Source organism: Pseudomonas sp. (assembly GCF_030698175.1).
GTDB lineage: Bacteria > Pseudomonadota > Gammaproteobacteria > Pseudomonadales > Pseudomonadaceae > Aquipseudomonas.
In genome coordinates, this window is the sequence record NZ_JAUYNT010000017.1 from 53,805 (window position 1) to 78,598 (window position 24,794).

The 24,794-nt window shown below is 59.7% G+C and carries 26 protein-coding genes; 14 read left to right on the forward strand and 12 right to left on the reverse strand.

Translation table 11 applies throughout. The features are described from left to right. The first annotated feature begins 1 nt into the window (after position 1). The 3 genes from Q8R10_RS08045 to tldD all read left to right on the forward strand — a co-directional run bounded on the left by Q8R10_RS08045 (position 2) and on the right by tldD (position 6,288). Complete coding sequence (locus Q8R10_RS08045; RefSeq protein WP_305652964.1) at positions 2-3,820, forward strand: YhdP family protein; 3,819 nt, start codon at positions 2-4, stop codon at positions 3,818-3,820. 59 nt (positions 3,821-3,879) lie between these two features. Further along, positions 3,880-4,707, forward strand: coding sequence for a carbon-nitrogen hydrolase family protein (locus tag Q8R10_RS08050; protein WP_305652681.1), 828 nt, complete (start codon positions 3,880-3,882; stop codon positions 4,705-4,707). 123 nt (positions 4,708-4,830) lie between these two features. After that, a complete protein-coding gene (gene tldD / locus Q8R10_RS08055; protein ID WP_305652683.1) occupies positions 4,831-6,288 on the forward strand; it encodes a metalloprotease TldD in 1,458 nt (485 codons plus the stop codon). Between the two features lie 86 nt (positions 6,289-6,374). Here the strand turns inward: tldD and yjgA are convergent, their stop codons facing one another. Continuing rightward, the gene (yjgA, locus tag Q8R10_RS08060) at positions 6,375-6,893 is read right to left on the reverse strand and encodes a ribosome biogenesis factor YjgA (RefSeq protein ID WP_305652685.1); all 519 of its coding nucleotides are present in this window, start codon (positions 6,891-6,893) and stop codon (positions 6,375-6,377) included. Between the two features lie 83 nt (positions 6,894-6,976). On the opposite strand from yjgA, the gene pmbA reads away from it, so the two are divergent. Beyond that, complete coding sequence (gene pmbA, locus Q8R10_RS08065; protein ID WP_305652687.1) at positions 6,977-8,323, forward strand: metalloprotease PmbA; 1,347 nt, start codon at positions 6,977-6,979, stop codon at positions 8,321-8,323. 88 nt (positions 8,324-8,411) lie between these two features. Here the strand turns inward: pmbA and Q8R10_RS08070 are convergent, their stop codons facing one another. The 10 genes from Q8R10_RS08070 to Q8R10_RS08115 all read right to left on the reverse strand — a co-directional run bounded on the left by Q8R10_RS08070 (position 8,412) and on the right by Q8R10_RS08115 (position 15,427). Then, positions 8,412-8,684 (reverse strand): HPr family phosphocarrier protein, encoded by a 273-nt coding sequence (locus Q8R10_RS08070; protein WP_305652689.1) that lies wholly within the window; start codon positions 8,682-8,684, stop codon positions 8,412-8,414. A gap of 28 nt (positions 8,685-8,712) precedes the next feature. Continuing rightward, positions 8,713-9,573 (reverse strand): RNase adapter RapZ, encoded by an 861-nt coding sequence (gene rapZ / locus Q8R10_RS08075; RefSeq protein ID WP_305652690.1) that lies wholly within the window; start codon positions 9,571-9,573, stop codon positions 8,713-8,715. Between the two features lie 2 nt (positions 9,574-9,575). Continuing rightward, the gene (gene ptsN / locus Q8R10_RS08080) at positions 9,576-10,040 is read right to left on the reverse strand and encodes a PTS IIA-like nitrogen regulatory protein PtsN (RefSeq protein WP_305652692.1); all 465 of its coding nucleotides are present in this window, start codon (positions 10,038-10,040) and stop codon (positions 9,576-9,578) included. A 15-nt stretch (positions 10,041-10,055) separates the two neighbouring features. Continuing rightward, entirely contained in the window at positions 10,056-10,364 is a 309-nt protein-coding gene (gene hpf, locus Q8R10_RS08085; protein ID WP_305652693.1) for a ribosome hibernation-promoting factor, HPF/YfiA family, read from the reverse strand. An 81-nt stretch (positions 10,365-10,445) separates the two neighbouring features. Next, positions 10,446-11,945 (reverse strand): RNA polymerase factor sigma-54, encoded by a 1,500-nt coding sequence (locus Q8R10_RS08090; RefSeq protein ID WP_305652694.1) that lies wholly within the window; start codon positions 11,943-11,945, stop codon positions 10,446-10,448. Positions 11,946-12,087: 142 nt separating this feature from the next. Continuing rightward, a complete protein-coding gene (gene lptB / locus Q8R10_RS08095) occupies positions 12,088-12,813 on the reverse strand; it encodes an LPS export ABC transporter ATP-binding protein (protein ID WP_305652695.1) in 726 nt (241 codons plus the stop codon). Beyond that, positions 12,813-13,352, reverse strand: coding sequence for a lipopolysaccharide transport periplasmic protein LptA (gene lptA, locus Q8R10_RS08100; protein WP_305652697.1), 540 nt, complete (start codon positions 13,350-13,352; stop codon positions 12,813-12,815). The genes lptB and lptA overlap by 1 nt, the downstream gene beginning before the upstream one ends. Further along, positions 13,339-13,905: an LPS export ABC transporter periplasmic protein LptC gene (lptC, locus tag Q8R10_RS08105; RefSeq protein ID WP_305652699.1), complete on the reverse strand. Its 567-nt coding sequence runs from the start codon at positions 13,903-13,905 to the stop codon at positions 13,339-13,341. Before lptC ends, lptA begins: the two co-directional genes overlap by 14 nt. Positions 13,906-13,913: 8 nt before the next feature. Beyond that, on the reverse strand, positions 13,914-14,453 hold the full coding sequence (locus Q8R10_RS08110; RefSeq protein ID WP_305652701.1) for an HAD family hydrolase: 540 nt from the start codon (positions 14,451-14,453) through the stop codon (positions 13,914-13,916). Further along, positions 14,453-15,427, reverse strand: coding sequence for a KpsF/GutQ family sugar-phosphate isomerase (locus Q8R10_RS08115; protein ID WP_305652702.1), 975 nt, complete (start codon positions 15,425-15,427; stop codon positions 14,453-14,455). Before Q8R10_RS08115 ends, Q8R10_RS08110 begins: the two co-directional genes overlap by 1 nt. 227 nt (positions 15,428-15,654) lie before the next feature. Between Q8R10_RS08115 and Q8R10_RS08120 the strand changes: the two genes are divergently transcribed. The 10 genes from Q8R10_RS08120 to hisC all read left to right on the forward strand — a co-directional run bounded on the left by Q8R10_RS08120 (position 15,655) and on the right by hisC (position 23,539). Beyond that, entirely contained in the window at positions 15,655-16,464 is an 810-nt protein-coding gene (locus Q8R10_RS08120; protein WP_305652703.1) for an ATP-binding cassette domain-containing protein, read from the forward strand. Then, a complete protein-coding gene (gene mlaE, locus Q8R10_RS08125) occupies positions 16,464-17,261 on the forward strand; it encodes a lipid asymmetry maintenance ABC transporter permease subunit MlaE (protein ID WP_305652705.1) in 798 nt (265 codons plus the stop codon). The genes Q8R10_RS08120 and mlaE overlap by 1 nt, the downstream gene beginning before the upstream one ends. After that, positions 17,261-17,728 (forward strand): outer membrane lipid asymmetry maintenance protein MlaD, encoded by a 468-nt coding sequence (gene mlaD, locus Q8R10_RS08130; RefSeq protein ID WP_305652707.1) that lies wholly within the window; start codon positions 17,261-17,263, stop codon positions 17,726-17,728. Before mlaE ends, mlaD begins: the two co-directional genes overlap by 1 nt. A gap of 14 nt (positions 17,729-17,742) precedes the next feature. Further along, on the forward strand, positions 17,743-18,384 hold the full coding sequence (locus Q8R10_RS08135; protein ID WP_305652966.1) for a phospholipid-binding protein MlaC: 642 nt from the start codon (positions 17,743-17,745) through the stop codon (positions 18,382-18,384). After that, positions 18,381-18,689, forward strand: a complete 309-nt coding sequence (locus Q8R10_RS08140) for a lipid asymmetry maintenance protein MlaB (RefSeq protein WP_305652709.1) — start codon at positions 18,381-18,383, stop codon at positions 18,687-18,689. Before Q8R10_RS08135 ends, Q8R10_RS08140 begins: the two co-directional genes overlap by 4 nt. Positions 18,690-18,800: 111 nt before the next feature. Continuing rightward, positions 18,801-19,040: a BolA family protein gene (locus Q8R10_RS08145; RefSeq protein WP_305652710.1), complete on the forward strand. Its 240-nt coding sequence runs from the start codon at positions 18,801-18,803 to the stop codon at positions 19,038-19,040. A gap of 22 nt (positions 19,041-19,062) precedes the next feature. Next, the gene (gene murA, locus Q8R10_RS08150) at positions 19,063-20,331 is read left to right on the forward strand and encodes a UDP-N-acetylglucosamine 1-carboxyvinyltransferase (RefSeq protein ID WP_305652712.1); all 1,269 of its coding nucleotides are present in this window, start codon (positions 19,063-19,065) and stop codon (positions 20,329-20,331) included. A gap of 13 nt (positions 20,332-20,344) precedes the next feature. Beyond that, a complete protein-coding gene (gene hisG / locus Q8R10_RS08155) occupies positions 20,345-20,980 on the forward strand; it encodes an ATP phosphoribosyltransferase (RefSeq protein WP_305652714.1) in 636 nt (211 codons plus the stop codon). 175 nt (positions 20,981-21,155) lie between these two features. Then, positions 21,156-22,484, forward strand: a complete 1,329-nt coding sequence (hisD, locus tag Q8R10_RS08160) for a histidinol dehydrogenase (RefSeq protein ID WP_305652716.1) — start codon at positions 21,156-21,158, stop codon at positions 22,482-22,484. Continuing rightward, positions 22,481-23,539: a histidinol-phosphate transaminase gene (hisC, locus tag Q8R10_RS08165; RefSeq protein ID WP_305652718.1), complete on the forward strand. Its 1,059-nt coding sequence runs from the start codon at positions 22,481-22,483 to the stop codon at positions 23,537-23,539. The genes hisD and hisC overlap by 4 nt, the downstream gene beginning before the upstream one ends. Positions 23,540-23,595: 56 nt before the next feature. On the opposite strand, the gene algW is transcribed toward hisC, so the two are convergent. Further along, positions 23,596-24,759, reverse strand: a complete 1,164-nt coding sequence (gene algW / locus Q8R10_RS08170; protein ID WP_305652720.1) for a Do family serine endopeptidase AlgW — start codon at positions 24,757-24,759, stop codon at positions 23,596-23,598. Positions 24,760-24,794 lie beyond the last annotated feature (35 nt).

Genomic DNA, 24,794 nt, shown 5'->3' on the forward strand with positions numbered 1-24,794 from the left:
GATTAATACCCTCGGCCGTTGGCTGCTGCGTTTACTGCGCGGCGGCCTGGCGCTGGCCGTGTTGTTGCTAATGCTGTTGGCGCTGTATGTCAGCGTCGGCCGCGAGCTGACGCCGATGCTGGCTGAGTACCACACTGAAATCGAGACCCAGGCCCAGCAAACCCTGGGTTTACCGCTGCGCATTGGTCGCCTGGAAGGCAGCTGGCGGCGCTTTGCGCCGGTGCTGTTGGTCCACGATGTGACCCTGGGAGAGGCTGCGACTGGGCTGCACCTGGAGACTGTGCGGGTGATTCCCGATGTGCTCGGTAGTCTGTTGAGTTGGCAGCTGAAAATTGCCGACCTGCAAGTCGACGGTTTGCGCCTCAATCTGCTGCAGGGCTCGGATGGTCAGTGGACGCTGGCGGGTTTGCCGGCGCGCGACTCGGTAACCCCGGCGCTGTCGCCGGCCTTGGTACTGGGCGGTTTGCAGCGGGTGGCATGGCTGTCGTTGCTTAATAGCCAGATTACCCTACAGCCCCAGGGGCAGGCACCGTTGTCGTTGACCTATGTAAGCCTGAGTTTGCGCAGCAGCGGCAGTCGTCAGCGTTTGGATGGCCGTGTGGTGCTGCCCGACGGCCAGCCGTTGGCCTGGCGTGTACGCAGCCGCCTGCATCCGCAGGAGTGGGCCAAGGCCGAGGCCGAGCTATACCTGAGTTTGCCCATGAGTGATTGGGCGCGCTGGCTGCCGGCGGGTTTGACTGCAGCCTGGCGGGTTGAAAAATTGCAAGTGGGCGGTGAGTTTTGGTTGTCGTGGGCCAAGGGCCAGGTGCAGCGCGCGGTGGCCCATGTGCATGCGCCGCGCTTGGCCGGCGCTTATGGGCAGCGTAAAGCGGTGGCACTGGATGATTTCAGCGTCAATGCCTACTACGACCGAATTGACAGCGGTTTTCAGTTGCAACTGGATTCGCTGGCGGCCAGTTTGGGCGCCACCCGCTGGGGCGATGCGCGGCTAGGGTTGGAGTATCAGCGTGAAGATGCCGAGCGCCAACAGCAATGGAAATTGAGTGCCGACCGGCTCAACTTGAGCCCCTTGGCACCGGTCATCAAGGCCTTGGCGCCGTTACCGGAAAACCTCGCTGGAGTTATTGAGGCACTGGCGCCGCGCGGCGCCTTGCGCAATCTGCAGCTGGCTTATCGGCCGCAAGCAGATACTGATCAGCAAGTGCAATTTAGTAGCAATCTGGAGCGCATCGCGGTTAACCCCTACGACGGGGTGCCGGGCTTTGAGAATATCAGTGGCAGTATCAGCGGTGATTTAGGCCAAGGTGAATTGCGCCTGGCCGCCGATGATTTTGTCCTCAATCTCGATCAGCTATTTCCAAAACCTTGGCATTACCGGCAAGCCAACGCCCAGCTGAAGTGGACGCTGAATGCGCAGGAATTGACCCTCAGCAGCCCCTATATTCAGCTGGACGCCGAAGAAGGCAAGTTGGCCGGCGACATCATGGTGCGCGTGCCTTTTGCGCCTGAGGCCGAGAGTTATATGGATTTGCGCGTGGGCATTCGCGATGGCGATGCGCGCTATACCGAAAAGTATTTACCGACCCTGGCTAAAGGCTTTAGCCCGGACTTGTCCGCTTGGCTAAAAACCGCGATTCGCGCCGGCCAAGTGGATGAGGGCTTTTTCCAGTACCAGGGCGCGCTGGCGCCAACCGCCCCGGCCAATTCCAGCAGCATCAGTCTGTACTTCAAGGTGCATGGCGCGGAGTTGGCCTATCAGCCAGGTTGGCCTGAACTGCGCGATGCCACCGGCGCGGTGCTGATCGATGAACACGGGGTGCGCGTGCAGGTGTCGCAAGGCCAGGTGCTCAACAGCACGCTCAGCGCCGTGACGGTGAATATTGCCCAGCCGGCCAAGGGCGGCGCGATGCGCTTGGCCCTCGATGGCGCGCTGCACAGTAACGTGACCGATGGCTTGCAGATCCTCAAGGAAGCGCCGCTTGGCACTCAGGCGACCTTTGCCGGTTGGCAAGGGCAGGGGCCCTTGAGCGGTCGCTTGCAGCTGGATATTCCCCTGGCGGCTGGTCAGGCGCCGCAGGTGCAGGTCGACTTTGCCACCGAAGGAGCCGAGTTGAACATCAGCGAGCCGGCCTTGGCCCTCAGTCAGTTGAAGGGCGCGTTTAGCTTTAACAGTGCCAGTGGCTTGAGCTCCCCGGATGTGCGCGCCCAGTTATTCGGTCGCCCGCTGCGCGGCAAAATTGTCGCCGAAGGCGCCCGTGGTCGCACCCGTACCCGGGTCGAGGCCAGTGGTCAGGTGGCGTTGAAAAGCCTCACCGACTGGCTGGCGGTGACCCAGCCCTTGCCGCTCTCCGGTGAGCTGCCTTATCGCGTGCGCTTGACCCTGGACGGTGACGACAGCCAGTTGCAGCTCGACTCCACGCTTAAGGGCTTGGCCATCGATTTGCCCGCGCCCTTCGGCAAAACCGCCGGCGAGGCGCGCTATGCCGACTGGCGCATGACCCTGCAAGGTAAGGAGCGGCGCTATTGGTTTAGCTATGAAGACCTGGCCAGCTTGGCGCTTGCCGCGCCGGCCGGGAATGTGTTGCAAGGCCGTGGGCAATTGCTGCTGGGTAAGGGCCAGGCGAGTTTGCCGACCACTAAGGGGCTGAATGTCAGTGGCACGCTGAGCGACTTGGATTGGGATCAGTGGCAGGCGGTGGCTAAGCGCTATGCCCCGGCGCAGAACCCGGCCAGTCCGGACATGCTCGGTACCGCTGCGTTGCAGATTGGTCGCTTCAAAGGGTTTGGCGTAGAGCTTAATAACCTCGATGCGCAATTGGCGCGCACTAATGCCAGCTGGCTGCTCAAGCTCGATAGCGATTTGGCCAGCGGGCAGGTCACGCTGCCGGATGCACCGGGGGCTACCATAGTCGCCAAGCTGCAACGGCTGCAATTGCCTGCGGCAGACGCTGCTCCGGCCAGCGATGGGGTTGCCGTCGATCCGTTGGCCGCCATCGACCCGCGCAGCATCCCTGCTCTGGATGTGTCGATTGCGCAAGTGCTGCAAGGTACCGACGCCCTGGGCGCCTGGTCGCTGAAGGCGCGGCCAACCGCCACCGGAGTGCGCTTGAGTGAGCTGAGCATCGATCTAAAAGGTTTGCTGGTCAGTGGTGCGCTGAGTTGGGACGGCGCCGTCGGCGCGACCCGCAGCAGTTTTCAGGGGCGCATCGGTGGTAAGAATCTGGCCGATGTCTTGGCTGCTTGGAAGTACGCGCCGAGCGCGGTGAGCGAGAGCTTTCGGGTGCGTAGCGATGTGCAATGGCCGGGCTCGCCAGCGGCCTTTAGCATGAAACAGTTGTCGGGCAATCTCGATGTAAAGCTCAGCAAGGGCCAGTTTTTGGAAGTGAAGGGCGGCTCGGGGGCTGCGTTGCGGGTGTTTGGCTTGCTTAACTTTAATTCGTTGGGCCGGCGCTTGCGGCTGGATTTCTCGGACCTGACCGATAAAGGCCTGGCTTTTGACACGGTCAAGGGCGTGCTGCAGGGCAGCAATGGCGACTTCGTCACCACTAAACCGCTGATCCTGAGTGGCGCCTCCACCATTGTGGTCGATGGCAAAGTAAATCTGCGCCAACAGACGCTCGATGCCAGCATCCGGGTGACCCTGCCGGTGGCCAGTAACTTGCCGTTGGCCGCGCTGGCGATAGGAGCGCCGATGGTCGGCGGCGCCATCTTTGTCGCGGACAAGCTCTTTAGCGGTCGACTGTCATCCTTGACCAGCGTCGAGTACCGCGCGGTCGGGTCGCTGGATAATCCAACTGTTAGCTTCGTCAAACCCTTTTGAGTTTTCCAACCCCCCACTCCCCACTACCCACTTTCCATTCCCCATGCCAGGAGCCTGCAATGAGCTTTGCCGTGATTCAGATGGTCAGCCAGGACGATGTGTTGACCAACCTGGCCGCCGCCCGCGTTTTGCTTGAGCAGGCTGCCGCTGGCGGGGCGCGCTTGGCCGTGCTGCCGGAAAATTTTGCCGCCATGGGCCGGCGCGACCTGGCTGCACTCGGGCGCGCCGAAGCCTTGGGCGAGGGGCCGATCTTGCCCTGGCTGGCGCAGACCGCGCGGGAATTGAAATTATGGATAGTCGCCGGCACCTTGCCTTTGCCGCCGGATGCTCAGCCGCACGCCAAAGCCCACGCCTGTTCGCTGCTGATCGATGAGCAGGGCCAGCGGGTGGCGCGTTACGACAAATTGCACCTGTTTGATGTCGAGGTGGCCGACAGCCGTGGCCACTATCGCGAATCGGCTGATTACGCCCATGGTGCCCGGTTGGTGGTCGTCGATACCCCAGTTGGTCGCTTGGGCTTAAGCGTTTGCTATGACCTGCGCTTCCCGGAAATGTATACCGCCTTACGCCATGCCGGCGCTGAGCTGATCAGCGTGCCATCGGCCTTTACTGCCGTTACCGGCGCCGCCCATTGGCAGGTGCTGCTGCGGGCGCGGGCGATTGAAACCCAGTGTTATCTATTGGCCGCCGATCAAGGCGGCAGCCATCCGGGTGGGCGTGAAACCTTTGGCCATAGCGCGATAGTCGATCCCTGGGGTGTACTCTTGGCAGAACAGGCGCAAGGTCCGGCGTTGTTGCTCGGTCAGCGCGATGCACAAACCCAGGCGGCTATTCGCCAACGTATGCCGGTGCACAGCCATCGTCGATTTTCTGTGGAGTTGTTATGAAGTTGGGAGTGGGAAGTGGGAAGTGGGGCGTTGTCGCTGAAATCGGCCATAACGCCTCACTTCCCACTTCCCACTTCCCACTTCCCACTTCCTACTCCTCACTTTCCCATCTGAGAGCAAGTTATGAGCGAACTATTGTTGTCCGTCAGTGAGCATCTGCTCGGCCCGGGTGGGTTGACCCTCGACAGCTTGCCGGCGGTGCTGGGTGAGTTGGCGGGGCCCGGCATCGATGCCGCCGATTTGTATTTTCATGCCCAGGTCTCCGAAACCTGGGTGCTGGAAGATGGCATCGTCAAGGAAGGCAGCTTCAACCTCGATCAAGGGGTTGGCGTGCGCGCCCAGTCCGGTGAGAAAACCGGCTTTGCCTACAGCAATGCCATCACCTCTGAGGCCTTGAGCCAGGCCGCCAGAGCCGCCCGCTCGATTTCCCGGGCCGGTCAGCAGGGTCGCGTACAAGCCTTTAGCAGCGCCCAGGTGACGGCTTTGTACGCGCCGGACAATCCGCTGGATGTGCTGACTCGGGCGGAGAAAGTCGAACTGCTCAAGCGCGTCGACGTCGCCACCCGCGCCCTCGATCCACGGATTCAGCAGGTCACCGTGAGCTTGGCCGGCGTTTGGGAGCGGATTTTGGTGGCCGCGCTGGATGGCAGCTTGGCCGCCGATGTGCGGCCACTGGTGCGCTTTAACGTCAGCGTGATAGTCGAGCAAAATGGCCGCCGCGAGCGCGGTGGGCATGGCGGCGGCGGCCGCACCGATTACCGGTTCTTTTTAGAAAAAGGCGGCTTGAATGAAGACCGGGCCATGGGCTATGCCCGTGAAGCGCTGCGCCAGGCCTTGGTCAACCTCGAAGCGATTGCCGCGCCAGCCGGCAGCATGCCGGTGGTGATGGGCGCCGGCTGGTCCGGGGTGCTTTTACACGAAGCCGTCGGCCATGGTCTGGAAGGCGATTTCAACCGCAAAGGCAGCTCGGCCTACAGTGGTCGTATGGGCGAGAAAGTGGCGTCGAGCCTGTGCACCATCGTCGATGACGGCACCCTGTTCGAACGCCGTGGCTCCCTGAGCGTGGATGACGAAGGGACTAAAACCCAGTGCACCACATTGATCGAAAACGGCATTCTTAAAGGCTATATGCAGGACAAGCTGAATGCCCGCCTGATGGGCGTAACCCCGACCGGCAATGGTCGGCGCGAGTCTTATGCGCACCTGCCGATGCCGCGCATGACCAATACCTACATGCTGGCCGGTGCCAGTGATCCGGCAGAAATCATCGCCTCGGTGAAAAAAGGCATCTACTGCGCCAACTTGGGCGGCGGTCAGGTGGATATCACCAGCGGCAAGTTCGTGTTCTCCACCAGCGAGGCCTATCTGATCGAGAACGGTAAAATCACCGCCCCGGTCAAAGGCGCAACCCTGATCGGCAATGGCCCGGAAGCCATGAGTCGGGTGTCGATGGTCGGCAACGATCTGGCGCTGGACAGCGGCGTCGGCACCTGCGGCAAAGACGGCCAATCGGTGCCAGTCGGCGTCGGCCAGCCAACCCTGAAGATTGATGCCATTACCGTGGGTGGGACAGGGGCGTAGGTTTAAGCGTAGGGCGGGTTAGACGGACGCAGAAGCTGGAATAGTCGAGCAACTCAGCACGTCGTAACCCGCCATGACGATTACGCTTAACGCAAGCCGCGCTTAGCCTCATCCAGCTCGCGGATGTATTTGAAGATTTTACGCACGGCGGCCGGTGGTTTGTTTTGCGCGGCTTCGTGTTGGGCCTGGCGAATCAGTTGGCGCAGGTGTTGGCGATCAGCATCGGGGTAGTCGATGACAAAGCTGTCGAGTACCGCGTCGGTGCCAACCAGCAAGCGATCACGCCAGCGTTCCAGGTTATGGAAGCGCTCGTTGTACTGGCGAGTGGAGGCGTCCAGTTGGTCGATCAGCAGCAAGATGGCATCGACATCCTGATCACGCATCAGTTTGCCAATGAAGTGGATGTGCCGTTTGCGGGCAATATTGGCCGTGTGCTTGGGCGCATCGGCCAGTGCTCGGCGCAGGGCGTCGGTCAGTGGCAGGCGCGCGATCAGGTCGGGCTTGAAGGTGGTCAGGCGTTCGCCGAGATCCACCAGTGCGTGCAGGTCGCGTTTAACCTGGGATTTACTCTTCTCCTCGGAGAAGTCGTCGAGATTTTGAGACATGGGGCTGATCCAATTGGAAATGCTGCCATGATAACAGGCCGGCGCTGTTGGCTGAGTGTGATGAAGAATTACTGGAGAGTCATATGAACGCATCTGCAACCGTTGGTCCGCAGGCCCTGCCCGAGCTGCAGGCGCAGGTTGAACGGATCATTCACGAGGCCGCGCGGCAAGGCGCCAGCGCCTGTGAGGTGGCGGTTTCGTTGGAGCAGGGGTTGTCGACCTCGGTGCGCCAAGGGGAGGTTGAGACGGTTGAGTTCAATCGCGACCAAGGCTTTGGCATTACGTTGTACGTGGGGCAGCGCAAAGGTTCGGCGAGCACCTCGGCCAGTGGCGAGGCGGCGATTCGCGAGACAGTGGCGGCCGCACTGGCAATAGCCAAGCACGCCTCCGAAGATGACTGCGCCGGCTTGGCCGATGCCGGCTTGATGGCCAGCGAGCTGCCAGACCTGGATCTCTATCACCCCTGGGCGATTACCCCGGAGCAGGCGATCGAGCAGGCGCTGAGCTGTGAGGCCGCAGCCTTCGCTCACGACGCACGGATTAAAAATGCCGACGGCACCACCCTCAGTACCCATCAAGGCTGTCGCGTGTATGGCAACAGCCATGGCTTTATCGGTGGCTATGCCAGCACCCGCCACAGCTTGAGCTGCGTGATGATTGCCGAGGCCGAGGGGCTGATGCAGCGTGACTACTGGTACGACGTTAATCGCCAGGGTGAACTGCTGGGTGCCTCCGCGCTGATTGGCCAGCGGGCGGCCGAACGGGCGGTCAGCCGGCTGGGCGCGCGGCCGGTGCCAACCTGTGAGGTGCCGGTGCTGTTTGCCGCCGAAGTGGCAACCGGCTTGTTCGGGCATTTTTTGGCGGCAGTCTCTGGCGGTAATCTGTATCGCAAGTCATCGTTTCTGGAGGGCAGCCTGGGTCAGCAGTTATTCCCCGACTGGCTGAGCCTGGAGGAGCGGCCGCATATTGCCCGAGCTTTGGGCAGCGGCAGTTTTGATGGCGACGGTCTGGCCACCTACGGAAAGTTTTTTGTCGAGCGTGGCGAGTTGCAGTCGTACATTCTCGGCACCTACTCGGGCCGCAAACTGGGCCTGCCGAGCACGGCCAACTCCGGCGGCGTGCATAACCTGTTCGTCAGCCATGGCGATGACAATCAAGCCGCGCTACTCAAGCGCATGGGCCGTGGCTTGCTGGTGACAGAGTTGATGGGCCAGGGTCTGAATCTGCTCACCGGCGATTATTCCCGCGGCGCCGGTGGTTATTGGGTGGAGAGCGGCGAAATTCAATTTCCGGTGCAAGAAGTCACCATTGCCGGCAATCTGCGCGACATGTTCAGGCAGATAGTCGCGGTCGGCAATGATCTGGAGCTGCGCAGTAATATCCGCACCGGTTCGGTGTTGATTGAGCGGATGACTGTCGCGGGTAGCTAGGCGTAGGGTGGGTTAGGCGCGCATGCGATGAGCGTTGGCTCGCGCTGAATATTGCGCGCGCCGTAACCCACCATCACAGTTGCAACAACTATTCCCCTTCATCGAAGTAGTTGTTAATCAGCCCGACGACGGCAGCCATGGCCTCTTCGTCCTGCTCGCCTTCGGTGTACAGGTAAATGGCGGTGCCTTTGCCGGCGGCCAGCATCATGACCGCCATGATGCTTTTGCCATCGATCAAACTTTCGGCATCGCGGCCCAGGCGCACTTTGCAAGGAAAGCGACTGGCCACGCCGACGAACTTGGCGGCCGCGCGGGCATGCAAGCCGAGTTTGTTGATGATGGTTATTTCGCAGGCAGGCATGACGCGTTGAATCCTGTGTGTGTAGTGGTCAAGTTTGCAGGTCGCGGTGGCGAACTTGCAGGTTTTTTAGCTGCGGCTTGAGTGTTTGTCCCAAGCGTTCCGCCAGATAGACCGAGCGGTGATGGCCGCCCGTACAACCGATGGCAATGGTGACATAGGCTCTGTTGCTGGCGGCAAAACGCGGCAGCCATTTGTGCAGATAGCTGTGAATGTCGTGGTACATCTCTTCGACGTCAGGCTGGGCTGCCAGGTAGTCAATCACCGGCTGGTCGAGACCGGAGTGCTCGCGCAGGTCCGGTTTCCAGTACGGATTGGGCAGGCAGCGCACGTCAAACACCAGGTCGGCATCCACCGGCATGCCACGCTTAAAGCCAAAGGATTCGATTAAAAAAGCCGTGCCCGGCTCTGGCTTGTTGAGTAGGCGTAATTTCAGCGTGTCACGCAGCTGATAGAGGTTGAGATGGGTGGTGTCGATTTGCAGATCGGCCAGGTCGCGGATCGGCCCCAGTAACAGGCTTTCGTCGCGAATGGCTTCGGCCAGCGAGCGGGTTTCATGGGTCAGTGGATGGCGCCGGCGGGTTTCGGAAAAGCGTTTAAGCAGGGTTTCCTCATCGGCATCCAGGTACAACACGTCGCACTGAATATGCCGGGCGCGAACTTCGTCGAGTAACGCCGGGAAGCGCTCTAACTGGCTGGGCAAGTTGCGCGCATCGATAGATACCGCCACTTGCGGCTGCAGCATCTCGGTTTGCAATAAGGTGCGCTCGGCCAGCTCTGGTAGCAGCCCGGCCGGCAGATTGTCGATGCAGTAAAAACCGTTGTCTTCGAGAACATCAAGGGCGGTGCTTTTGCCGGAGCCGGAGCGACCGCTAACGATGATCAGGTGCATGCTTAACGACCGTTCTGCACGTCCACCACCACTTGGAACAAAGCGTCGCTGCTCTGTGCCTGGCGTAGACGTTCGCGAACCTCGCCACGGTCGAGCATGCTGGCGATTTGCCGGAGCAGCTCTAGGTGTTCGTCGGTGGCCGCTTCTGGCACCAGCAAGACGAACAGCAGATCCACTGGTTCGCCATCAATGGCATCGAAATCCACTGCGCTGTTCAGGTGTAGCACGGCGCTAAGCGGTGAGTCGCAGCCAGACAGGCGGCAGTGCGGTATGGCTATGCCATTACCGAAGCCGGTTGAGCCGAGTTTTTCGCGGGCAATCAAGCTCGCAAAGATGTCCTGTTCATTTAGTTGCGGCAATTGTGCGGCAACTAAATGGGCAATCTGTTCGAGGACGCGTTTTTTGCTGCCGCCCGGCACGTTCACCAAAGAACGTGCGGGGGTCAGGATATTTTCTAATCGGATCATAGGAGGGGATTGGTGTCAGCGGGCAGTCGCGCCCTGCAGACGTTCAAGCTGTTTTTCCTTGTGTTTGATCAGTTGGCGGTCGAGTTTGTCAGCGAGTAAATCAATCGCTGCATACATGTCTTCGTGCTCGGCGTTGGCAACCACTTCGGCGCCGGCTACGTGCAAGGTGGCTTCGATTTTCTGTTTGAGTTTCTCGACGGCCATGGTCACCTGAACATTGGTGATCCGGTCAAAGTGGCGTGATAATCGAGCAAATTTTTCGTCGACGTAATCACGCAGGGCGTCGGTCACATCCAGCTGGTGTCCACTGATGTTGACTTGCATACCGCATTCTCCTTGTTGCCGTGTGTAAGTGACAGCCTAGCAGGTCTGTCACCGGAAACTTTTCGATCTGGTGAGCGTGAATCAAATCAGTCGTTTGCGCTCGCTCGAAGGTGCGATGCTCAGCGACTCGCGATACTTGGCGACGGTGCGGCGGGCTACTTGGATGCCTTGTGCTTCCAGTAAACCAGCGATCTTGCTGTCGCTCAACGGCTTTTTTGGGCTTTCGGCAGCGACCAGTTTTTTAATAATGGCACGGATTGCGGTGGACGAGCATTCGCCGCCCTCAGAAGTACTCACATGGCTGGAAAAGAAGTATTTCAGCTCGTAAATGCCGCGTGGGGTGTGCATGAATTTTTGCGTGGTAACCCGCGAAATGGTCGACTCGTGCATGCCCACGGCTTCGGCAATATCGTGCAGCACCAGGGGTTTCATCGCCTCGTCGCCGTACTCCAGAAAGCCGCGCTGGTGCTCGACAATTTGCGTGGCGACCTTCATCAGGGTTTCGTTGCGGCTCTGCAGGCTCTTAATAAACCAGCGTGCCTCTTGCAATTGATTGCGCATAAAAGTGTTGTCGGCACTGGCGTCGGCGCGCCGCACGAAGCCTGCATATTGCGGATTGACCCGCAGGCGCGGCACGGTCTCTTGATTGAGCTCAACCAGCCAGCGTTCATTGTGTTTGCGCACTATGACGTCGGGCACCACGTACTCGGGCTCGTTGGCCGAGATTTGCGAGCAGGGCCGTGGGTTGAGGCTCTGGATCAGCTCAATCACCTGGCGCAGATCGTCTTCTTTGATCTTCAGGCGGCGCATCAGCTGGCTGTAATCGCGACTGCCCAGCAACTCGAGGTGATCACTGATGAGGCGCTTGGCCTCGCTCAGCCAGGGCGTTTGCGCCGGAAGTTGACGCAGTTGCAGCAGCAGGCATTCGCGCAGATCACGGGCGCCGACGCCGGCCGGTTCAAATTGCTGAATGCGATGCAGCACGGCTTCAACTTCGTCGAGTTCGATGTCCAGCTCGGGGTCAAAGGCCTCAACGATTTCTTCGAGGGTTTCTTCCAGATAGCCGTTGGTGCCAATGCAGTCGATCAGCGTTACTGCGATCAGTCGGTCGGTGTCCGACATCGGGGCGACGTTGAGCTGCCAAAGCAGGTGCGTGTGCAGGCTTTCCCCGGCGGAGGTGCGGGTGGTGAAATCCCACTCGTCGTCATCGCTGTTGCTCGGCAGGCTGCTGGCGCTGGTTTGGTAAATGTCTTCCCAGGAGGTGTCTACCGGCAATTCATTGGGAATGCGCTCACCCCAGTCGCCTTCATCGAGGCTGTCGACTGTCGGCGCGGCTTCTTGATGGTCGGGTTGCTCGGGAGCGCTGGCAGCTTGCGCGTGCTCGACGTTATCGGCCATCGGGTCGGCGCTGTCGAAGTCTTCGCCTTCTTCTTGGCGCTCCAGCATTGGGTTGGACTCCAGCGCCTCTTGGATCTCTTGTTGCAGATCGAGGGTGGAGAGTTGCAGTAAGCGGATGGCTTGTTGCAGCTGCGGTGTCATCGTCAGCTGCTGGCCCATTTTAAGGACTAGCGATGGTTTCATAACAGGCTTAGCACCTTATTCGCCGGCGCAATTGCGCCATCACTACAGGGCGCCAAGGCGCCCACAATAAGCAAATTATATGCCTGACCTTGAAGTATTTCCCTGTCTACCGCAACCTTCTGTCGGCAAAAAACCTAATAAATCACAGGCGGAACTCATGCCCCAGGTAAACGTCCTTGACTAACTGGTTAGCCAGAATGGTCTCGGCATCACCTTCGGCGATTAGCTGGCCATCGTTAACTATGTAGGCAGTTTCACAAATATCCAGGGTCTCACGGACGTTGTGATCGGTGATCAGCACGCCGATGCCCTTGGCTTTGAGTTGATAGATGATTTGCTTGATGTCGCCCACCGAGATCGGGTCGACGCCGGCAAAGGGCTCATCCAGCAGGATGAATTTCGGCGCCGAGGCCAGGGCGCGGGCAATCTCTACGCGGCGGCGTTCACCACCCGAGAGGCTCATGCCGAGGTTGTCGCGAATATGGCTGATGTGGAATTCCTGCAGCAGGCTTTCCAGCGCCTCACGGCGGCCGGCGCGGTCGAGTTCCTGGCGGGTTTCGAGGATCGCCATGATGTTGTCGGCGACCGACAGCTTGCGAAAAATCGAGGCTTCTTGCGGCAGGTAGCCGATGCCTGCAAGTGCGCGGCCGTGCATGGGCAAAAAGGTCACGTCTTGCTGGTCGATCAGTACCCGGCCTTGATCGGCGGCAACCAGGCCGACGATCATGTAAAAGCAGGTGGTTTTGCCGGCGCCGTTAGGGCCGAGCAGGCCGACGATCTGTCCGCTGTCGATCGACAGGCTGACGTCGCGGACGACTTGGCGACCCTTATAGCTTTTAGCCAGGTGTTGGGCGGTAAGAGTGGCCATTAAGGTGTGGTCTGCGCAGGTTTGTTCTTCGGCAAGATCACCATGTCGATCCGTGGCCGTGGGGAGGTCACGGAGCTGCCATTGGCGCGGCCGGCGTTGACGATTTGGCGCTTGGTGTCGTAGACGATTTTCTCGCCTTCGAAGGTGTTGCCTTCTTGGATGACCTTGGCCTGGTCGATCAGCACGATGCGCTCATTGCTGGCGTAGTACTGAATGGTGATGCCGTAGGCCTTGACCACTTGCTTGTCGGCAGAGGGCTGTTGCTCGTAGTAGGCGGGTTTGCCGACTGCAGTGAAGACGTCAACATCACCCTGCGGGGTCTGCGTGATGGTCACGGTGTCGCCGGTGATCTTCAGGGTGCCCTGGGTAATCACCACGCCGCCGCGATAGACCGCCACACCTTGCTTGTCATCGAGCTCGGCGCTGTCCGCCTGGACGCGGATCGGTTGTTCGCGATCAGTCGGCAAGGCCCAAGCGCCGGCGCTGAAAAGCGCGCTGCTCAAGCTCAGTAGTAATGGGAAGGTTTTAACGAACCTCATGCTGGCCTCTTACGTTGGACAGCAGGAGCATCCTGCCGTCATTCAAGTACGCTTTCATTCCTTGTGCCGTGGTCACTCCATTGGCGGCCTCGATTCTAACGGCTTGCTCGGTCTGCGCATATTCTTTGTCGGGGAATACGGTCAGGCGGCTGGTGGTTAGTATCGTTGGCCGGCCTTTGGCGTCGGTACGCGCGACGCGCACGGCGTCGATCAATTCAACTTGCGTGCCCTCGGGCGCGACTTCGCCGCGTTCGCTTTGCACATGCCACGGCAGTTCGGTGCCGCGATATAGCAACAGGTCGGGCTTGCTCAGCAGGGTAATGTCGCTGCTTTTAAAGTGCTCAAGCTTGGTGCTGGTCATGCTGTTGGCCAGTTTGCCATCCAGCTGGAATTGAGTGCTCTTGGCATTGATGACGTAAAAGTCGATGTCGTTTTCAGTGCCGTCGGCGGCTTGTTGAGCAAAGCTTTCCGGGCGAATGTTCCAGTAGCCGACGGCGCCGAGGAGGGCGGCCAGCGTTGCGAGTATCAGACTTAGGCGTAGTTTTTTCGGCATGGTCAGCACTACAGATAGGCCGCTTGGGCGGCATCGAGGTTGCCTTGGGCACGCAGTATTAGCTCGCAAAACTCACGCGCCGCACCTTCGCCGCCGCGGGCCTGGGTGGTGCCGTGGGCGTGCTGGCGAACAAACTCATTGGCGTTGGCCACCGCCATGCCCAGGCCTGCGCGGCGAATGACCGGCAAGTCCGGCAGGTCGTCGCCCAGGTAGGCCACTTCAGCGTAGTCCAGGCCAAGCTCTGCGAGCAGCTGGTCAAGCACCACTAATTTGTCTTCGCGGCCCTGGTAAAGATGCTGAATGCCGAGGTTTTGCGCGCGGCGCTCGACGATTGGGGTGCTGCGTCCGCTGATAATGGCGGTGCGAACCCCGGAGGCGATCAGCATTTTAATCCCTTGGCCGTCGAGGGTATTAAAAGTCTTGAACTCGCTGCCATCGACCAGAAAATACAAGCGGCCATCAGTTAGTACGCCATCGACATCGAAAATCGCCAATTTAATCGCTTTGGCGCGTTGTTGCAGACGCTTTTCTTGTATTTGACTGTTCATTACATCACTCCGGCGCGCAGTAGGTCGTGCATGTTCAAGGCGCCAACCGGGCGATTGTGTTGATCAATGACCACTAATGCGTTGATTTTGTGGTCTTCCATGATTTTTAGCGCTTCGGCGGCGAGCATTTCGGCGCGGGCGGTTTTGCCGTGAGCGGTCATCACTTCGTCGATGCAGGCCTGGCGAATGTCGGTGCCGCGATCCAGGGTGCGGCGCAGATCGCCGTCGGTGAACACCCCTGCGAGGCTGCCGTCAGCCTCCAGGACCACGGTCATGCCCAGGCCTTTTTGGGTCATTTCCATCAGCGCGTCGCGCAAGCTGGTGCCGCGCGGAACCTGCGGCAGGCTGGCGCCGCTGTGCATGACGTGTTCAACCTTGAGCAGCAGGCGTCGACCGAGAGCGCCACCCGGATGGGAGAAGGCAAAGTCTTCGGCGGTGAAGCCGCGCGCTTCCAGCAGGGCGATGGCCAGGGCGTCACCCAGTACCAGGGAGGCGGTGGTGGAGGAGGTCGGTGCCAGGTTTAGCGGGCAAGCTTCTTGGCTGATGCGCGCATCCAGATTGACTTCGGCGGCCTTGGCCAGCGGCGAGTCGGGGTTGCCGGTCATGCTGATCAGGCAGATGCCTAAGCGTTTGATCAGTGGCAGCAAGGTGACGATTTCGGCGGTTGAGCCGGAGTTGGATAGCGCCAGCACCACGTCATCGCGGGTGATCATGCCCATGTCGCCGTGGCTGGCCTCGGCCGGATGGACGAAAAACGCGGTGGTGCCGGTGCTCGCTAGAGTGGCGGCGATCTTGCTGCCGATATGCCCGGACTTGCCCATGCCGACCACGACCACCCGGCCTTTGCTGGTCAGAATCAGCTCGCAGGCGCGGACGAAATCGGCATTGATACGCGGCAGCAGGCCTTCTACGGCCTCGATTTCAAGGCGAATAGTGCGCTGCGCGGACTGGATCAGGTCGCTGGACTGGCTCATAGGTTAAATACTATTGCCCGATTAAAAGCCGGCGATTATAGCGGTAAACAGATGTGGGCTCACCCATGATTGTTGGTTCGTGCGATTGCGCGCATCTGTTGGCGGTTTCAGTCTTGGGAGGCCGACGGGTCGATGGTATAGTGCGCAGCTTAATTCGGCCCTCCAAGGGCGGGTGTCTTGGTTGCAAGGCGCTGCGTCAGAGTTGTGTAGGGAGCTAAGGAGTTTAAATGAGCGCCGAGAGTATCAATGCAGTCGAGCTGAGAGGGGTTACCTTTCTGCGCGGCGCGCGCAAGATCTTCGATAACGTCGATATCTTCATTCCTCGCGGCAAGGTCACCGGCATCATGGGACCTTCCGGTTGCGGTAAAACCACCCTGTTGCACCTGATTGCTGCGCAGCTGAAGCCCGCCAGCGGCGAGATTTTGGTCGCTGGTAAAAACCTACCGACGCTGTCGCGCGCCGAGCTGTTCGATATGCGCAAGCAAATGGGTGTGCTGTTTCAGAGCGGTGCACTCTTTACTGACTTGGACGTGTTCGAGAACGTCGCCTTTCCGTTGCGGGTACACACCAAGTTGCCGGAAGAGATGATTCGCGACATCGTATTAATGAAGCTGCAAGCCGTCGGTTTGCGTGGTGCCGTCGAACTAATGCCCGATGAGTTGTCGGGCGGCATGAAGCGCCGTGTGGCGTTGGCGCGGGCAATAGCGCTTGACCCGCAGATTTTGATGTATGACGAGCCTTTTGTTGGTCAGGACCCAATCGCCATGGGCGTATTGGTGCGCTTGATTCGCTTGCTCAATGACGCCTTGGGGATTACCAGTATTGTGGTTTCCCACGACCTGACGGAAACCGCCAGTATTGCCGACTACCTCTATGTGGTTGGCGATACGCAGGTGCTGGGTCATGGCACCCCGGATGAGCTGATGAATTCTAATAACCCGCGCATCCGTCAATTTATGAAGGGTGAGCCGGATGGCCCGGTGCCCTTTCATTACCCGGCCAGCGATTACCGTGACGATCTTCTGGGAGGGTATTGATGCGCCAGATCTCAATGCTTGACCGGCTTGCGTTGTTTGGCCGCGTAGGCATCGCGGTGCTTGAGGCGCTGGGGCGCTCGACGCTGTTTCTGTTGCGCGTAGTGCTTGGGCGAAATGGCGTAGGCAACGGTTTTCAGCTGCTGATCAAGCAGCTGTATTCGGTTGGCGTGCTGTCGCTGGCGATTATTGTCGTGTCGGGTTTGTTTATTGGCATGGTGCTGGCGTTGCAGGGTTTCAATATTTTGGTCTCTTACGGCTCCGAGCAAGCGGTCGGGCAGATGGTGGCCTTGACCCTGTTGCGTGAACTGGGATCGGTGGTCACCGGTTTGCTGTTTGCCGGTCGCGCGGGTTCGGCGTTGACTGCCGAAATTGGCAACATGAAGTCCACCGAGCAGCTGTCCAGCCTGGAAATGATCGGTGTCGATCCGCTCAAGTACATTATCGCGCCGCGTCTGTGGGCGGGTTTCATCTCGATGCCGTTGCTGGCGATGATTTTCAGTGTGGTCGGTATCTGGGGTGGTGCCATGGTCGCGGTTGACTGGCTGGGCGTTTACGAGGGGTCGTTCTGGGGCAACATGCAAAACAGCGTGAACTTTCAGGATGACGTGCTCAATGGTGTGATCAAAAGCATCGTGTTTGCCTTTGTAATCACCTGGATTGCCGTGTTTCAGGGGTATGACTGCGAGCCGACCTCCGAAGGGATTGGCCGCGCGACGACTAAAACCGTGGTTTATGCCTCGCTCGCTGTGTTGGGCCTGGACTTTATTTTGACTGCCTTGATGTTTGGAGACTTCTGATGCAAACCCGCACCATGGAAATAGGTGTTGGCCTGTTCCTCTTGGCAGGACTGCTGGCTCTGTTATTACTGGCTTTGCGTGTGAGCGGTCTGTCCGTTGTGGACAGTGCCGACACCTACAAGCTCTATGCTAATTTTGACAATGTCGCCGGGCTTACTGTGCGCGCCAAGGTCACCATGGCCGGCGTCACTATCGGCAAGGTCAGCGCCATCGATCTGGATCGCGACAGCTATACCGGCCGGGTCACCATGGATTTGCAAAAGCGCGTCGATAATCTGCCAGCAGATTCGACCGCCTCGATTTTGACCGCCGGCCTGCTTGGCGAGAAGTACATTGGTATCAGTGTGGGTGGCGACGAAGCGCTGCTCAAAGAGGGGGGCGTGATTCACGACACTCAATCGGCGCTGGTGCTGGAAGATTTGATCGGCAAGTTTTTGCTTAACACAGTTAACAAGGACAGTAAGTAATGAAAGTCGTCGGTATGGCTGGTTTTTTGCGTCGTGGTTTGTTGGTGTTGTTGGCCGGCTTGCCGTTGTTGGCCAGTGCGGCGCCGTCTGCGCAGCAAGTGGTGCAGCATACGGTTGATCAGTTATTGGGCGATTTGAAAGCCAATAAAGCGGCTTATCAGGCCGATCCCAAGACTTTTTATGCGGCTCTGGATCGCACCCTGGGCCCGGTGGTCGACGCGGATGGCATCTCGCGCAGCATCATGACGGTTAAGTATTCGCGCAACGCCACACCTGAGCAGATGCAGCGCTTTCAGGATAATTTCAAACTCAGCCTGATGCAGTTTTATGGCAACGCGCTGCTGGAGTACGACAACCAAGAAATTCGCGTATTGCCGGCCAAGATCGAAGACGCCGAGCGCACCAGCGTTGGCATGGAGTTTAAAGACAGCAAGGGCACCATTTATCCAGTGTCCTACACCATGGTCAGCCTCGATGGTCAGTGGAAGCTGCGCAACCTGATCATTAACGGCATCAATATTGGCAAGCTGTTCCGCGACCAATTTGCCGAAACCATGCAGAAGAACGGCAATAATCTCGATAAGGCTATCGATGGCTGGGCAGATATAGTCGCTAAGGCCAAGTCGACCGCCAAGCAGCAGGGCAGCGGTACATGAGCGAGGCCAGTATTCGTCAGGGCGCTGCCGGCGAGTTGTTGCTGGTCGGGGTGCTCGACTATCGCACTGGCCCGGCCTTGCGTGAGGCTGGTCGCGAGCTGATTAGCGAAAACCCCGCAGCGGCGCTGAGCCTGAGCTGCGCCCAGGTAGAGAAATCCAGCAGTGTTGGCGTGTCGTTGTTGCTGGCTTTTATGCGTGACGCACAAGCTGCAAACAAATCTCTGGTGCTGCGTGATTTGCCCGCTGACATGCGTGAAATCGCCCAGGTCTCGGGCTTGCTTGAGTTATTGCCGCTGCAAGTTTGAGTTGTGGGCCATGGCCCTTCGGTCAGCGATCCCCGCTTCGGGGTTCGCAGGCCGGGGGCTTTTTTGTATGATGGCCGCCCCGTAAGTGACGGGCGCCGATAGAGGTTGTGTATGCAGGCCGTAGAAGTGAAAAACCTCCTGGAGGCACAACTGCCGGGTACCCAGGTAGAAGTGGAAGGGGAAGGCTGTAGTTTTCAGTTGAATCTGATCAGCGACGAGTTGGCCGGCCTGAGCCCGGTAAAGCGTCAGCAGCAGGTTTACGCCCATCTAAACGCCTGGATCGCCGATGGCAGCATTCACGCCGTCACCATGAAATTTTTCAGCCGCGCGGCTTGGGCTGCGCGTCCTTAAGCCTGCGGGCGATGAGATTACTATGGATAAATTAATTATTAGCGGCGGTCATCGTCTCGATGGCGAAATCCGCATTTCCGGCGCCAAAAACGCCGCTTTGCCGATTTTGGCTGCCACCTTGCTGGCCGATGGGCCGGTGACCGTGTGCAACCTGCCGCACCTGCACGACATCACCACCATGATCGAGCTGTTCGGGCGCATGGGCATCGAGCCGGTGATCGACGAAAAACTCAGCGTTGAAATCGACGCGCGGGCAATCAAGACCCTGGTAGCGCCCTATGAGCTGGTGAAAACCATGCGCGCCTCGATCCTGGTGCTCGGGCCTATGGTGGCGCGCTTCGGTTATGCCGAAGTGGCCTTGCCTGGCGGTTGCGCGATTGGTTCGCGGCCGGTCGACTTGCACATCCGTGGCCTCGAAGCCATGGGCGCCATCATCGATGTCGAAGGCGGCTATATCAAGGCCAAGGCGCCTGAAGGCGGCCTGCGTGGCGCGCACTTCTTCTTTGACGTGGTCAGCGTAACCGGCACCGAAAACATCATGATGGCCGCCACCCTGGCCCGTGGTCGTTCGGTGCTGGAAAACGCCGCCCGCGAGCCGGAAGTGGTCGACCTGGCCAACTGCCTGATCGCCATGGGTGCCAAGATCAGTGGCGCCGGCACCGACACCATCACTATTGATGGGGTTGAGCGTCTGCACAGCGCCACCTACAGCGTCATGCCCGACCGTATCGAGACCGGCACCTACCTGGTGGCAGCCGCCATCACCGGTGGCCGAGTCAAGCTGAAAGACACCGATCCAACCATTCTTGAGGCGGTATTGCTCAAGTTGCAGGAAGCTGGCGCCACCGTCACCACCGGCAATAACTGGATCGAGCTGGACATGCATGGCAAGCGGCCGAAGGCCGTTAACCTGCGCACCGCACCGTATCCAGCGTTCCCCACCGATATGCAGGCGCAGTTCGTGTCGCTGAACTCGGTTGCCGAAGGCACCGGTGCCGTGATCGAAACCGTGTTCGAAAACCGCTTTATGCACGTCTATGAAATGAACCGCATGGGCGCGCAGATTCTGGTCGAAGGCAACACCGCCATCGTCACCGGCGTCGACAAACTCAAGGGCGCGCCAGTTATGGCTACCGATCTGCGGGCCTCGGCCAGCTTGGTGCTCAGTGCGCTGGTCGCTGAAGGCGACACACTGATCGATCGCATTTACCACATCGACCGTGGCTATGAGTGCATCGAAGAAAAGCTGCAGTTGTTAGGCGCTAAGATTCGCCGCGTGCCGGGCAACTAAGGACTCTGCGACCATGCTAACCATCGCCCTTTCCAAAGGTCGGATTCTCGACGATACCCTGCCGCTGCTGGCGGCGGCCGGCATAGTGCCGACCGAGAATCCGGATACCAGCCGCAAGCTGATTATCGCCACCACCCAGCCCGATGTGCGCCTGCTGATAGTGCGCGCGACCGACGTGCCAACCTATGTCGAGCACGGCGCCGCCGACCTTGGTGTGGCCGGCAAAGACGTCTTGATGGAATACGGCGGCCAGGGCTTGTACGAGCCGCTGGACCTGCAGATTGCCAAGTGCAAGTTGATGACCGCCGGCGCCGTCGGTGCGGTTGAGCCCAAAGGCCGGCTGCGGGTGGCGACCAAGTTCGTCAATGTGGCCAAGGCTTACTACGCCGCTCAGGGGCGTCAGGTTGATGTGATCAAACTCTACGGCTCCATGGAGTTGGCGCCGTTGGTGGGTTTGGCCGATAAAATCATCGACGTGGTGGACACCGGCAACACCTTGCGCGCCAATGGCCTGGAAGCCCAAGAGCTGATTGCCCACGTCAGCTCGCGGCTGATCGTCAACAAGGCCTCGATGAAAATGCAGCACGCCCGCATCCAGGCGCTGATCGATACCCTGCGCCAAGCGGTAGAGTCGCGACACCAAGCTTAATCCTATGCGGCGTCCTGCCGCTCCGTCGCCAAGGATGGCGGCACTGCCGAAGCCCGTTCGGTATACCTATCTTTGTTGTGGCTAAATTCCTCGGGCATCCATGGAGTGGGCTTGTTAGCCTTATCCTGTCCGAGAAAGCTACGTCTGCATAACCGCACATTTATTGAGAGCTGCCATGACTATTGCCACTGCTATTCGCCGACTCAACGCTGCCGATCCAGACTTCGCCGGTCATCTGGATCATCTGCTGAGCTGGGAAAGCGTGTCCGATGAGTCGGTCAATCAGCGTGTGCTGGAGATCATTGCGGCGGTGCGCGAGCGTGGCGATGCGGCGCTGGTGGAGTTTACCCAACGTTTCGATGGCTTGAGCGTCAGCTCCATGGCTGATTTGATTTTGCCCCGCGAGCGCCTCGAGCTGGCTTTGACCCGCATTACTCCTGAGCAGCGTAGCGCCCTGGAGCTGGCCGCCGAGCGTGTGCGGCAGTACCACGAGCGGCAAAAGCAGGGCTCCTGGAGCTACACCGAAGCCGATGGCAGCGTACTCGGTCAGCAGGTCACGCCGCTGGATCGCGCCGGCCTCTATGTGCCGGGTGGTAAGGCGACCTATCCGTCCTCGGTGTTGATGAATGCGATCCCGGCCAAGGTTGCCGGCGTGGCCGAGGTGGTGATGGTGGTACCGACCCCGCGCGGCGAGATCAATGAAATGGTGCTGGCGGCGGCCTGCATCGCCGGCGTCGACCGGGTCTTCACCATCGGTGGCGCCCAGGCGATAGCCGCGCTGGCCTATGGCACCGAGAGCGTGCCGCCGGTGGACAAGATCGTCGGCCCCGGCAATATCTACGTGGCCACTGCCAAGCGCCATGTGTTCGGCAAGGTTGGCATCGACATGATCGCCGGGCCGTCGGAGATTCTGGTGATCTGTGACGGCCAGACCGACCCGGACTGGATCGCCATGGACCTGTTTTCCCAGGCCGAACACGACGAAGATGCCCAGTCGATCCTGCTCAGCCCCGATGCGGAATTCCTCGATAAGGTGGCGGCCAGCATCGCCAAATTGCTGCCGACCATGGAGCGCGAAGCGATTATCCGCACCTCCCTCAGCAGCCGTGGCGCGCTGATTCTGGTGGCCGACATGGGCCAGGCCATCGAAGTGGCGAACCGCATCGCACCGGAACACCTGGAGTTGTCGGTGGCCAATCCTGAGCAGTGGTTGCCGCAGATTCGTCACGCCGGCGCGATCTTTATGGGGCGCTACACCGCCGAAGCCCTGGGCGATTACTGCGCAGGTCCCAATCACGTATTGCCGACCTCGGGCACCGCGCGCTTCTCCTCGCCGCTGGGGGTCTATGACTTCCAGAAGCGTTCGTCGATTATCCATTGCTCGGCCGAGGGTGCCTCGGAGCTGGGCAAAGTCGCCTCGGTGCTGGCCCGTGGCGAGTCGCTGACCGCCCACGCCCGCAGCGCCGAATACCGCATCGCGCCTGAGTCGGAGCCGTCGGTATGAGCAAGTTCTGGAGTCCCTTCGTCAAGACGCTGGTGCCTTACGTGCCAGGCGAGCAACCGAAATTGGCCAAGCTGGTCAAGCTGAACACCAACGAGAATCCCTACGGCCCGTCGCCGTTGGCCTTGGCGGCGATGCGCGCCGAGTTGAGTGACGATCTGCGCCTGTATCCCGATCCGAACAGCGACCGGCTCAAGCAGGCGGTGGCGACTTATTACGGCGTGCCAACGGCGCAGGTGTTTGTCGGTAACGGTTCCGATGAGGTACTGGCCCACGCCTTTCATGGTCTGTTTCAGCACGGCCAACCGCTACTGTTCCCGGATATCAGTTATAGCTTTTACCCGGTCTATTGCGGCCTGTACGGCATCCCGTTCGAGGCGATAGCGCTGGATAACAACTTCCAAATTCGCGTCGAAGACTATCAGCGGCCGAATGGCGGCATCGTCTTCCCCAACCCCAATGCACCCACCGGCTGCCTGCTGGCGCTGGAGGCGATTGAACAGTTGCTCAAGGGTAATCCCGACACAGTAGTGCTGGTGGATGAGGCCTATATCGATTTCGGCGGCGTTTCGGTGATCAGCCTGGTGGCTAGCTACCCGAACTTGCTGGTGACTCAGACCCTGTCCAAGTCCCGCTCCCTGGCCGGCCTACGGGTTGGCTTTGCCGTGGGCCATCCCGATTTGATCGAGGCCCTGGAGCGGATCAAGAACAGCTTTAACTCCTATCCATTGGATCGCATCGCCATCGCCGGCGCGGCGGCCGCCTTTGACGATCAGGCCTATTTTGCCCAGACCTGCCAGCAAGTGATCAGCAGTCGTGAGGCGCTGGTGCTGGAGTTACAGCAGCAAGGCTTTGAGGTATTGCCATCGGCGGCGAACTTTATCTTTGCTCGCCATCCGCAGCGGGACGCGGCCGAATTGGCGGCCGGGTTGCGGGAGCATGGGGTGATAGTGCGGCACTTCAAACAGGCGCGGATCGAGCAGTTTCTGCGCATCAGCATAGGCACGCCGGAGCAGAATCAGGCGCTGGTTGACGCGCTGCGAGAGTGCCTGGTTTAAGCCTTGGATTGGAAGTGGGAAGTGGGAAGTGAAGCGGCGCCTGTGCAGGCGCCGTTTTAGTTGGGAGCGTCCTGCTTAGGTGCGGTGCTTAGTTGCGGGCGCACGCCGATTTCGGTAATCAGCTCCAGTGTTTGGCCGTTGCGCAAGATTTGGATGCTGACCTTGTCGCCGGGTTTGGCTTGAGCGACCAGGTTCATGCTCTTGCGGCCATCGCCGGCCGGCGCACCGTCGATGCTCAAGATAATGTCGCTGGGTTGCAGGCCCGCATGGGCCGCCGGGCTGTCACGGTAGACCGCGGCGACCACAATCCCTGGGCGTCCTTCCAAGCCGAAGGATTCGGCCAGTTCCGGCGTCAGCGGTTGCACCTCGATACCCAGCCAGCCGCGAATCACCCGGCCGTGTTCAATAATGGCGTTCATCACCTCCAGCGCCAGCTTGGTTGGGATGGCGAAGCCAATGCCTTGTGAGCCGCCGGACTTGGAGAAAATCGCGGTGTTGATACCGACCAGGTTACCCAGCGCATCCACCAGGGCGCCGCCAGAGTTGCCCGGATTAATCGCCGCGTCGGTTTGGATAAAGTCTTCGTAGGTGTTCAGGCCCAGTTGATTGCGCCCGGTGGCGCTGATGATGCCCATGGTCACGGTTTGGCCGACGCCGAACGGGTTGCCGATGGCCAGCGCCACATCGCCAATCTGAATCTTGCTTGAGTAGCCCAGGGTGATGGCGGGTAGATCCGCCAGGTCGATTTTCAGTACTGCCAGGTCGGTTTCCGGGTCGCTGCCGATCACCCGTGCCATGGTTTCACGGCCATCTTTGAGCGCCACCACAATCTGGTCGGCGCCGGCAGTAACGTGGTTGTTAGTCAGCAAATAACCTTCCGGACTCATGATTACCGCCGAGCCGAGGCTCGACTCCATGCGCCGCTGTTTGGGCAAATCATCGCCGTGAAAACGCTGGAACTGCGGGTCGTCGGTCAGTGCCGAAGTGGGTTTGTTGACCAGTTTGGTGGTGTAGAGGTTAGCCACCGCTGGAGCGGCATTGCTCACTGCGTCGGCATAAGACACCGGACCTTGCTGCGACAGCACGCTGGTGGCGGCTTGGCGCAGGTTGATATCCTGCTCGGGCAGGCCAACCCACTCGGGATAGCGCTGGATAATCAGCAGCGCCAGCAGCACGCCAACCAGCAGCGGCCAACCGTAAAAGCGCAGGGCCTTGGGCATTGAGGTGAATCCTGATAGTTGCGGGGGCGAAGAGC

Excerpts from the sequence above, each read along its gene's own strand:
- yjgA (WP_305652685.1), bottom strand. The coding sequence starts at position 6,893 with ATGTCTCAAAATCTCGACGACTTCTCCGAGGAGAAGAGTAAATCCCAG.
- Q8R10_RS08115 (WP_305652702.1), bottom strand. The coding sequence starts at position 15,427 with ATGAGCCAGTCCAGCGACCTGATCCAGTCCGCGCAGCGCACTATTCGC.
- hisC (WP_305652718.1), top strand. The coding sequence starts at position 22,481 with ATGAGCAAGTTCTGGAGTCCCTTCGTCAAGACGCTGGTGCCTTACGTG.
- murA (WP_305652712.1), top strand. The coding sequence starts at position 19,063 with ATGGATAAATTAATTATTAGCGGCGGTCATCGTCTCGATGGCGAAATC.
- Q8R10_RS08120 (WP_305652703.1), top strand. The coding sequence starts at position 15,655 with ATGAGCGCCGAGAGTATCAATGCAGTCGAGCTGAGAGGGGTTACCTTT.
- hisD (WP_305652716.1), top strand. The coding sequence starts at position 21,156 with ATGACTATTGCCACTGCTATTCGCCGACTCAACGCTGCCGATCCAGAC.
- Q8R10_RS08110 (WP_305652701.1), bottom strand. The coding sequence starts at position 14,453 with ATGAACAGTCAAATACAAGAAAAGCGTCTGCAACAACGCGCCAAAGCG.
- Q8R10_RS08145 (WP_305652710.1), top strand. The coding sequence starts at position 18,801 with ATGCAGGCCGTAGAAGTGAAAAACCTCCTGGAGGCACAACTGCCGGGT.
- lptA (WP_305652697.1), bottom strand. The coding sequence starts at position 13,352 with ATGAGGTTCGTTAAAACCTTCCCATTACTACTGAGCTTGAGCAGCGCG.
- Q8R10_RS08135 (WP_305652966.1), top strand. The coding sequence starts at position 17,743 with ATGGCTGGTTTTTTGCGTCGTGGTTTGTTGGTGTTGTTGGCCGGCTTG.
- mlaD (WP_305652707.1), top strand. The coding sequence starts at position 17,261 with ATGCAAACCCGCACCATGGAAATAGGTGTTGGCCTGTTCCTCTTGGCA.
- ptsN (WP_305652692.1), bottom strand. The coding sequence starts at position 10,040 with ATGATCCGATTAGAAAATATCCTGACCCCCGCACGTTCTTTGGTGAAC.
- mlaE (WP_305652705.1), top strand. The coding sequence starts at position 16,464 with ATGCGCCAGATCTCAATGCTTGACCGGCTTGCGTTGTTTGGCCGCGTA.
- Q8R10_RS08090 (WP_305652694.1), bottom strand. The coding sequence starts at position 11,945 with ATGAAACCATCGCTAGTCCTTAAAATGGGCCAGCAGCTGACGATGACA.
- Q8R10_RS08050 (WP_305652681.1), top strand. The coding sequence starts at position 3,880 with ATGAGCTTTGCCGTGATTCAGATGGTCAGCCAGGACGATGTGTTGACC.
- algW (WP_305652720.1), bottom strand. The coding sequence starts at position 24,759 with ATGCCCAAGGCCCTGCGCTTTTACGGTTGGCCGCTGCTGGTTGGCGTG.
- pmbA (WP_305652687.1), top strand. The coding sequence starts at position 6,977 with ATGAACGCATCTGCAACCGTTGGTCCGCAGGCCCTGCCCGAGCTGCAG.
- tldD (WP_305652683.1), top strand. The coding sequence starts at position 4,831 with ATGAGCGAACTATTGTTGTCCGTCAGTGAGCATCTGCTCGGCCCGGGT.
- hpf (WP_305652693.1), bottom strand. The coding sequence starts at position 10,364 with ATGCAAGTCAACATCAGTGGACACCAGCTGGATGTGACCGACGCCCTG.
- Q8R10_RS08140 (WP_305652709.1), top strand. The coding sequence starts at position 18,381 with ATGAGCGAGGCCAGTATTCGTCAGGGCGCTGCCGGCGAGTTGTTGCTG.
- lptB (WP_305652695.1), bottom strand. The coding sequence starts at position 12,813 with ATGGCCACTCTTACCGCCCAACACCTGGCTAAAAGCTATAAGGGTCGC.
- rapZ (WP_305652690.1), bottom strand. The coding sequence starts at position 9,573 with ATGCACCTGATCATCGTTAGCGGTCGCTCCGGCTCCGGCAAAAGCACC.
- lptC (WP_305652699.1), bottom strand. The coding sequence starts at position 13,905 with ATGCCGAAAAAACTACGCCTAAGTCTGATACTCGCAACGCTGGCCGCC.
- Q8R10_RS08070 (WP_305652689.1), bottom strand. The coding sequence starts at position 8,684 with ATGCCTGCCTGCGAAATAACCATCATCAACAAACTCGGCTTGCATGCC.
- hisG (WP_305652714.1), top strand. The coding sequence starts at position 20,345 with ATGCTAACCATCGCCCTTTCCAAAGGTCGGATTCTCGACGATACCCTG.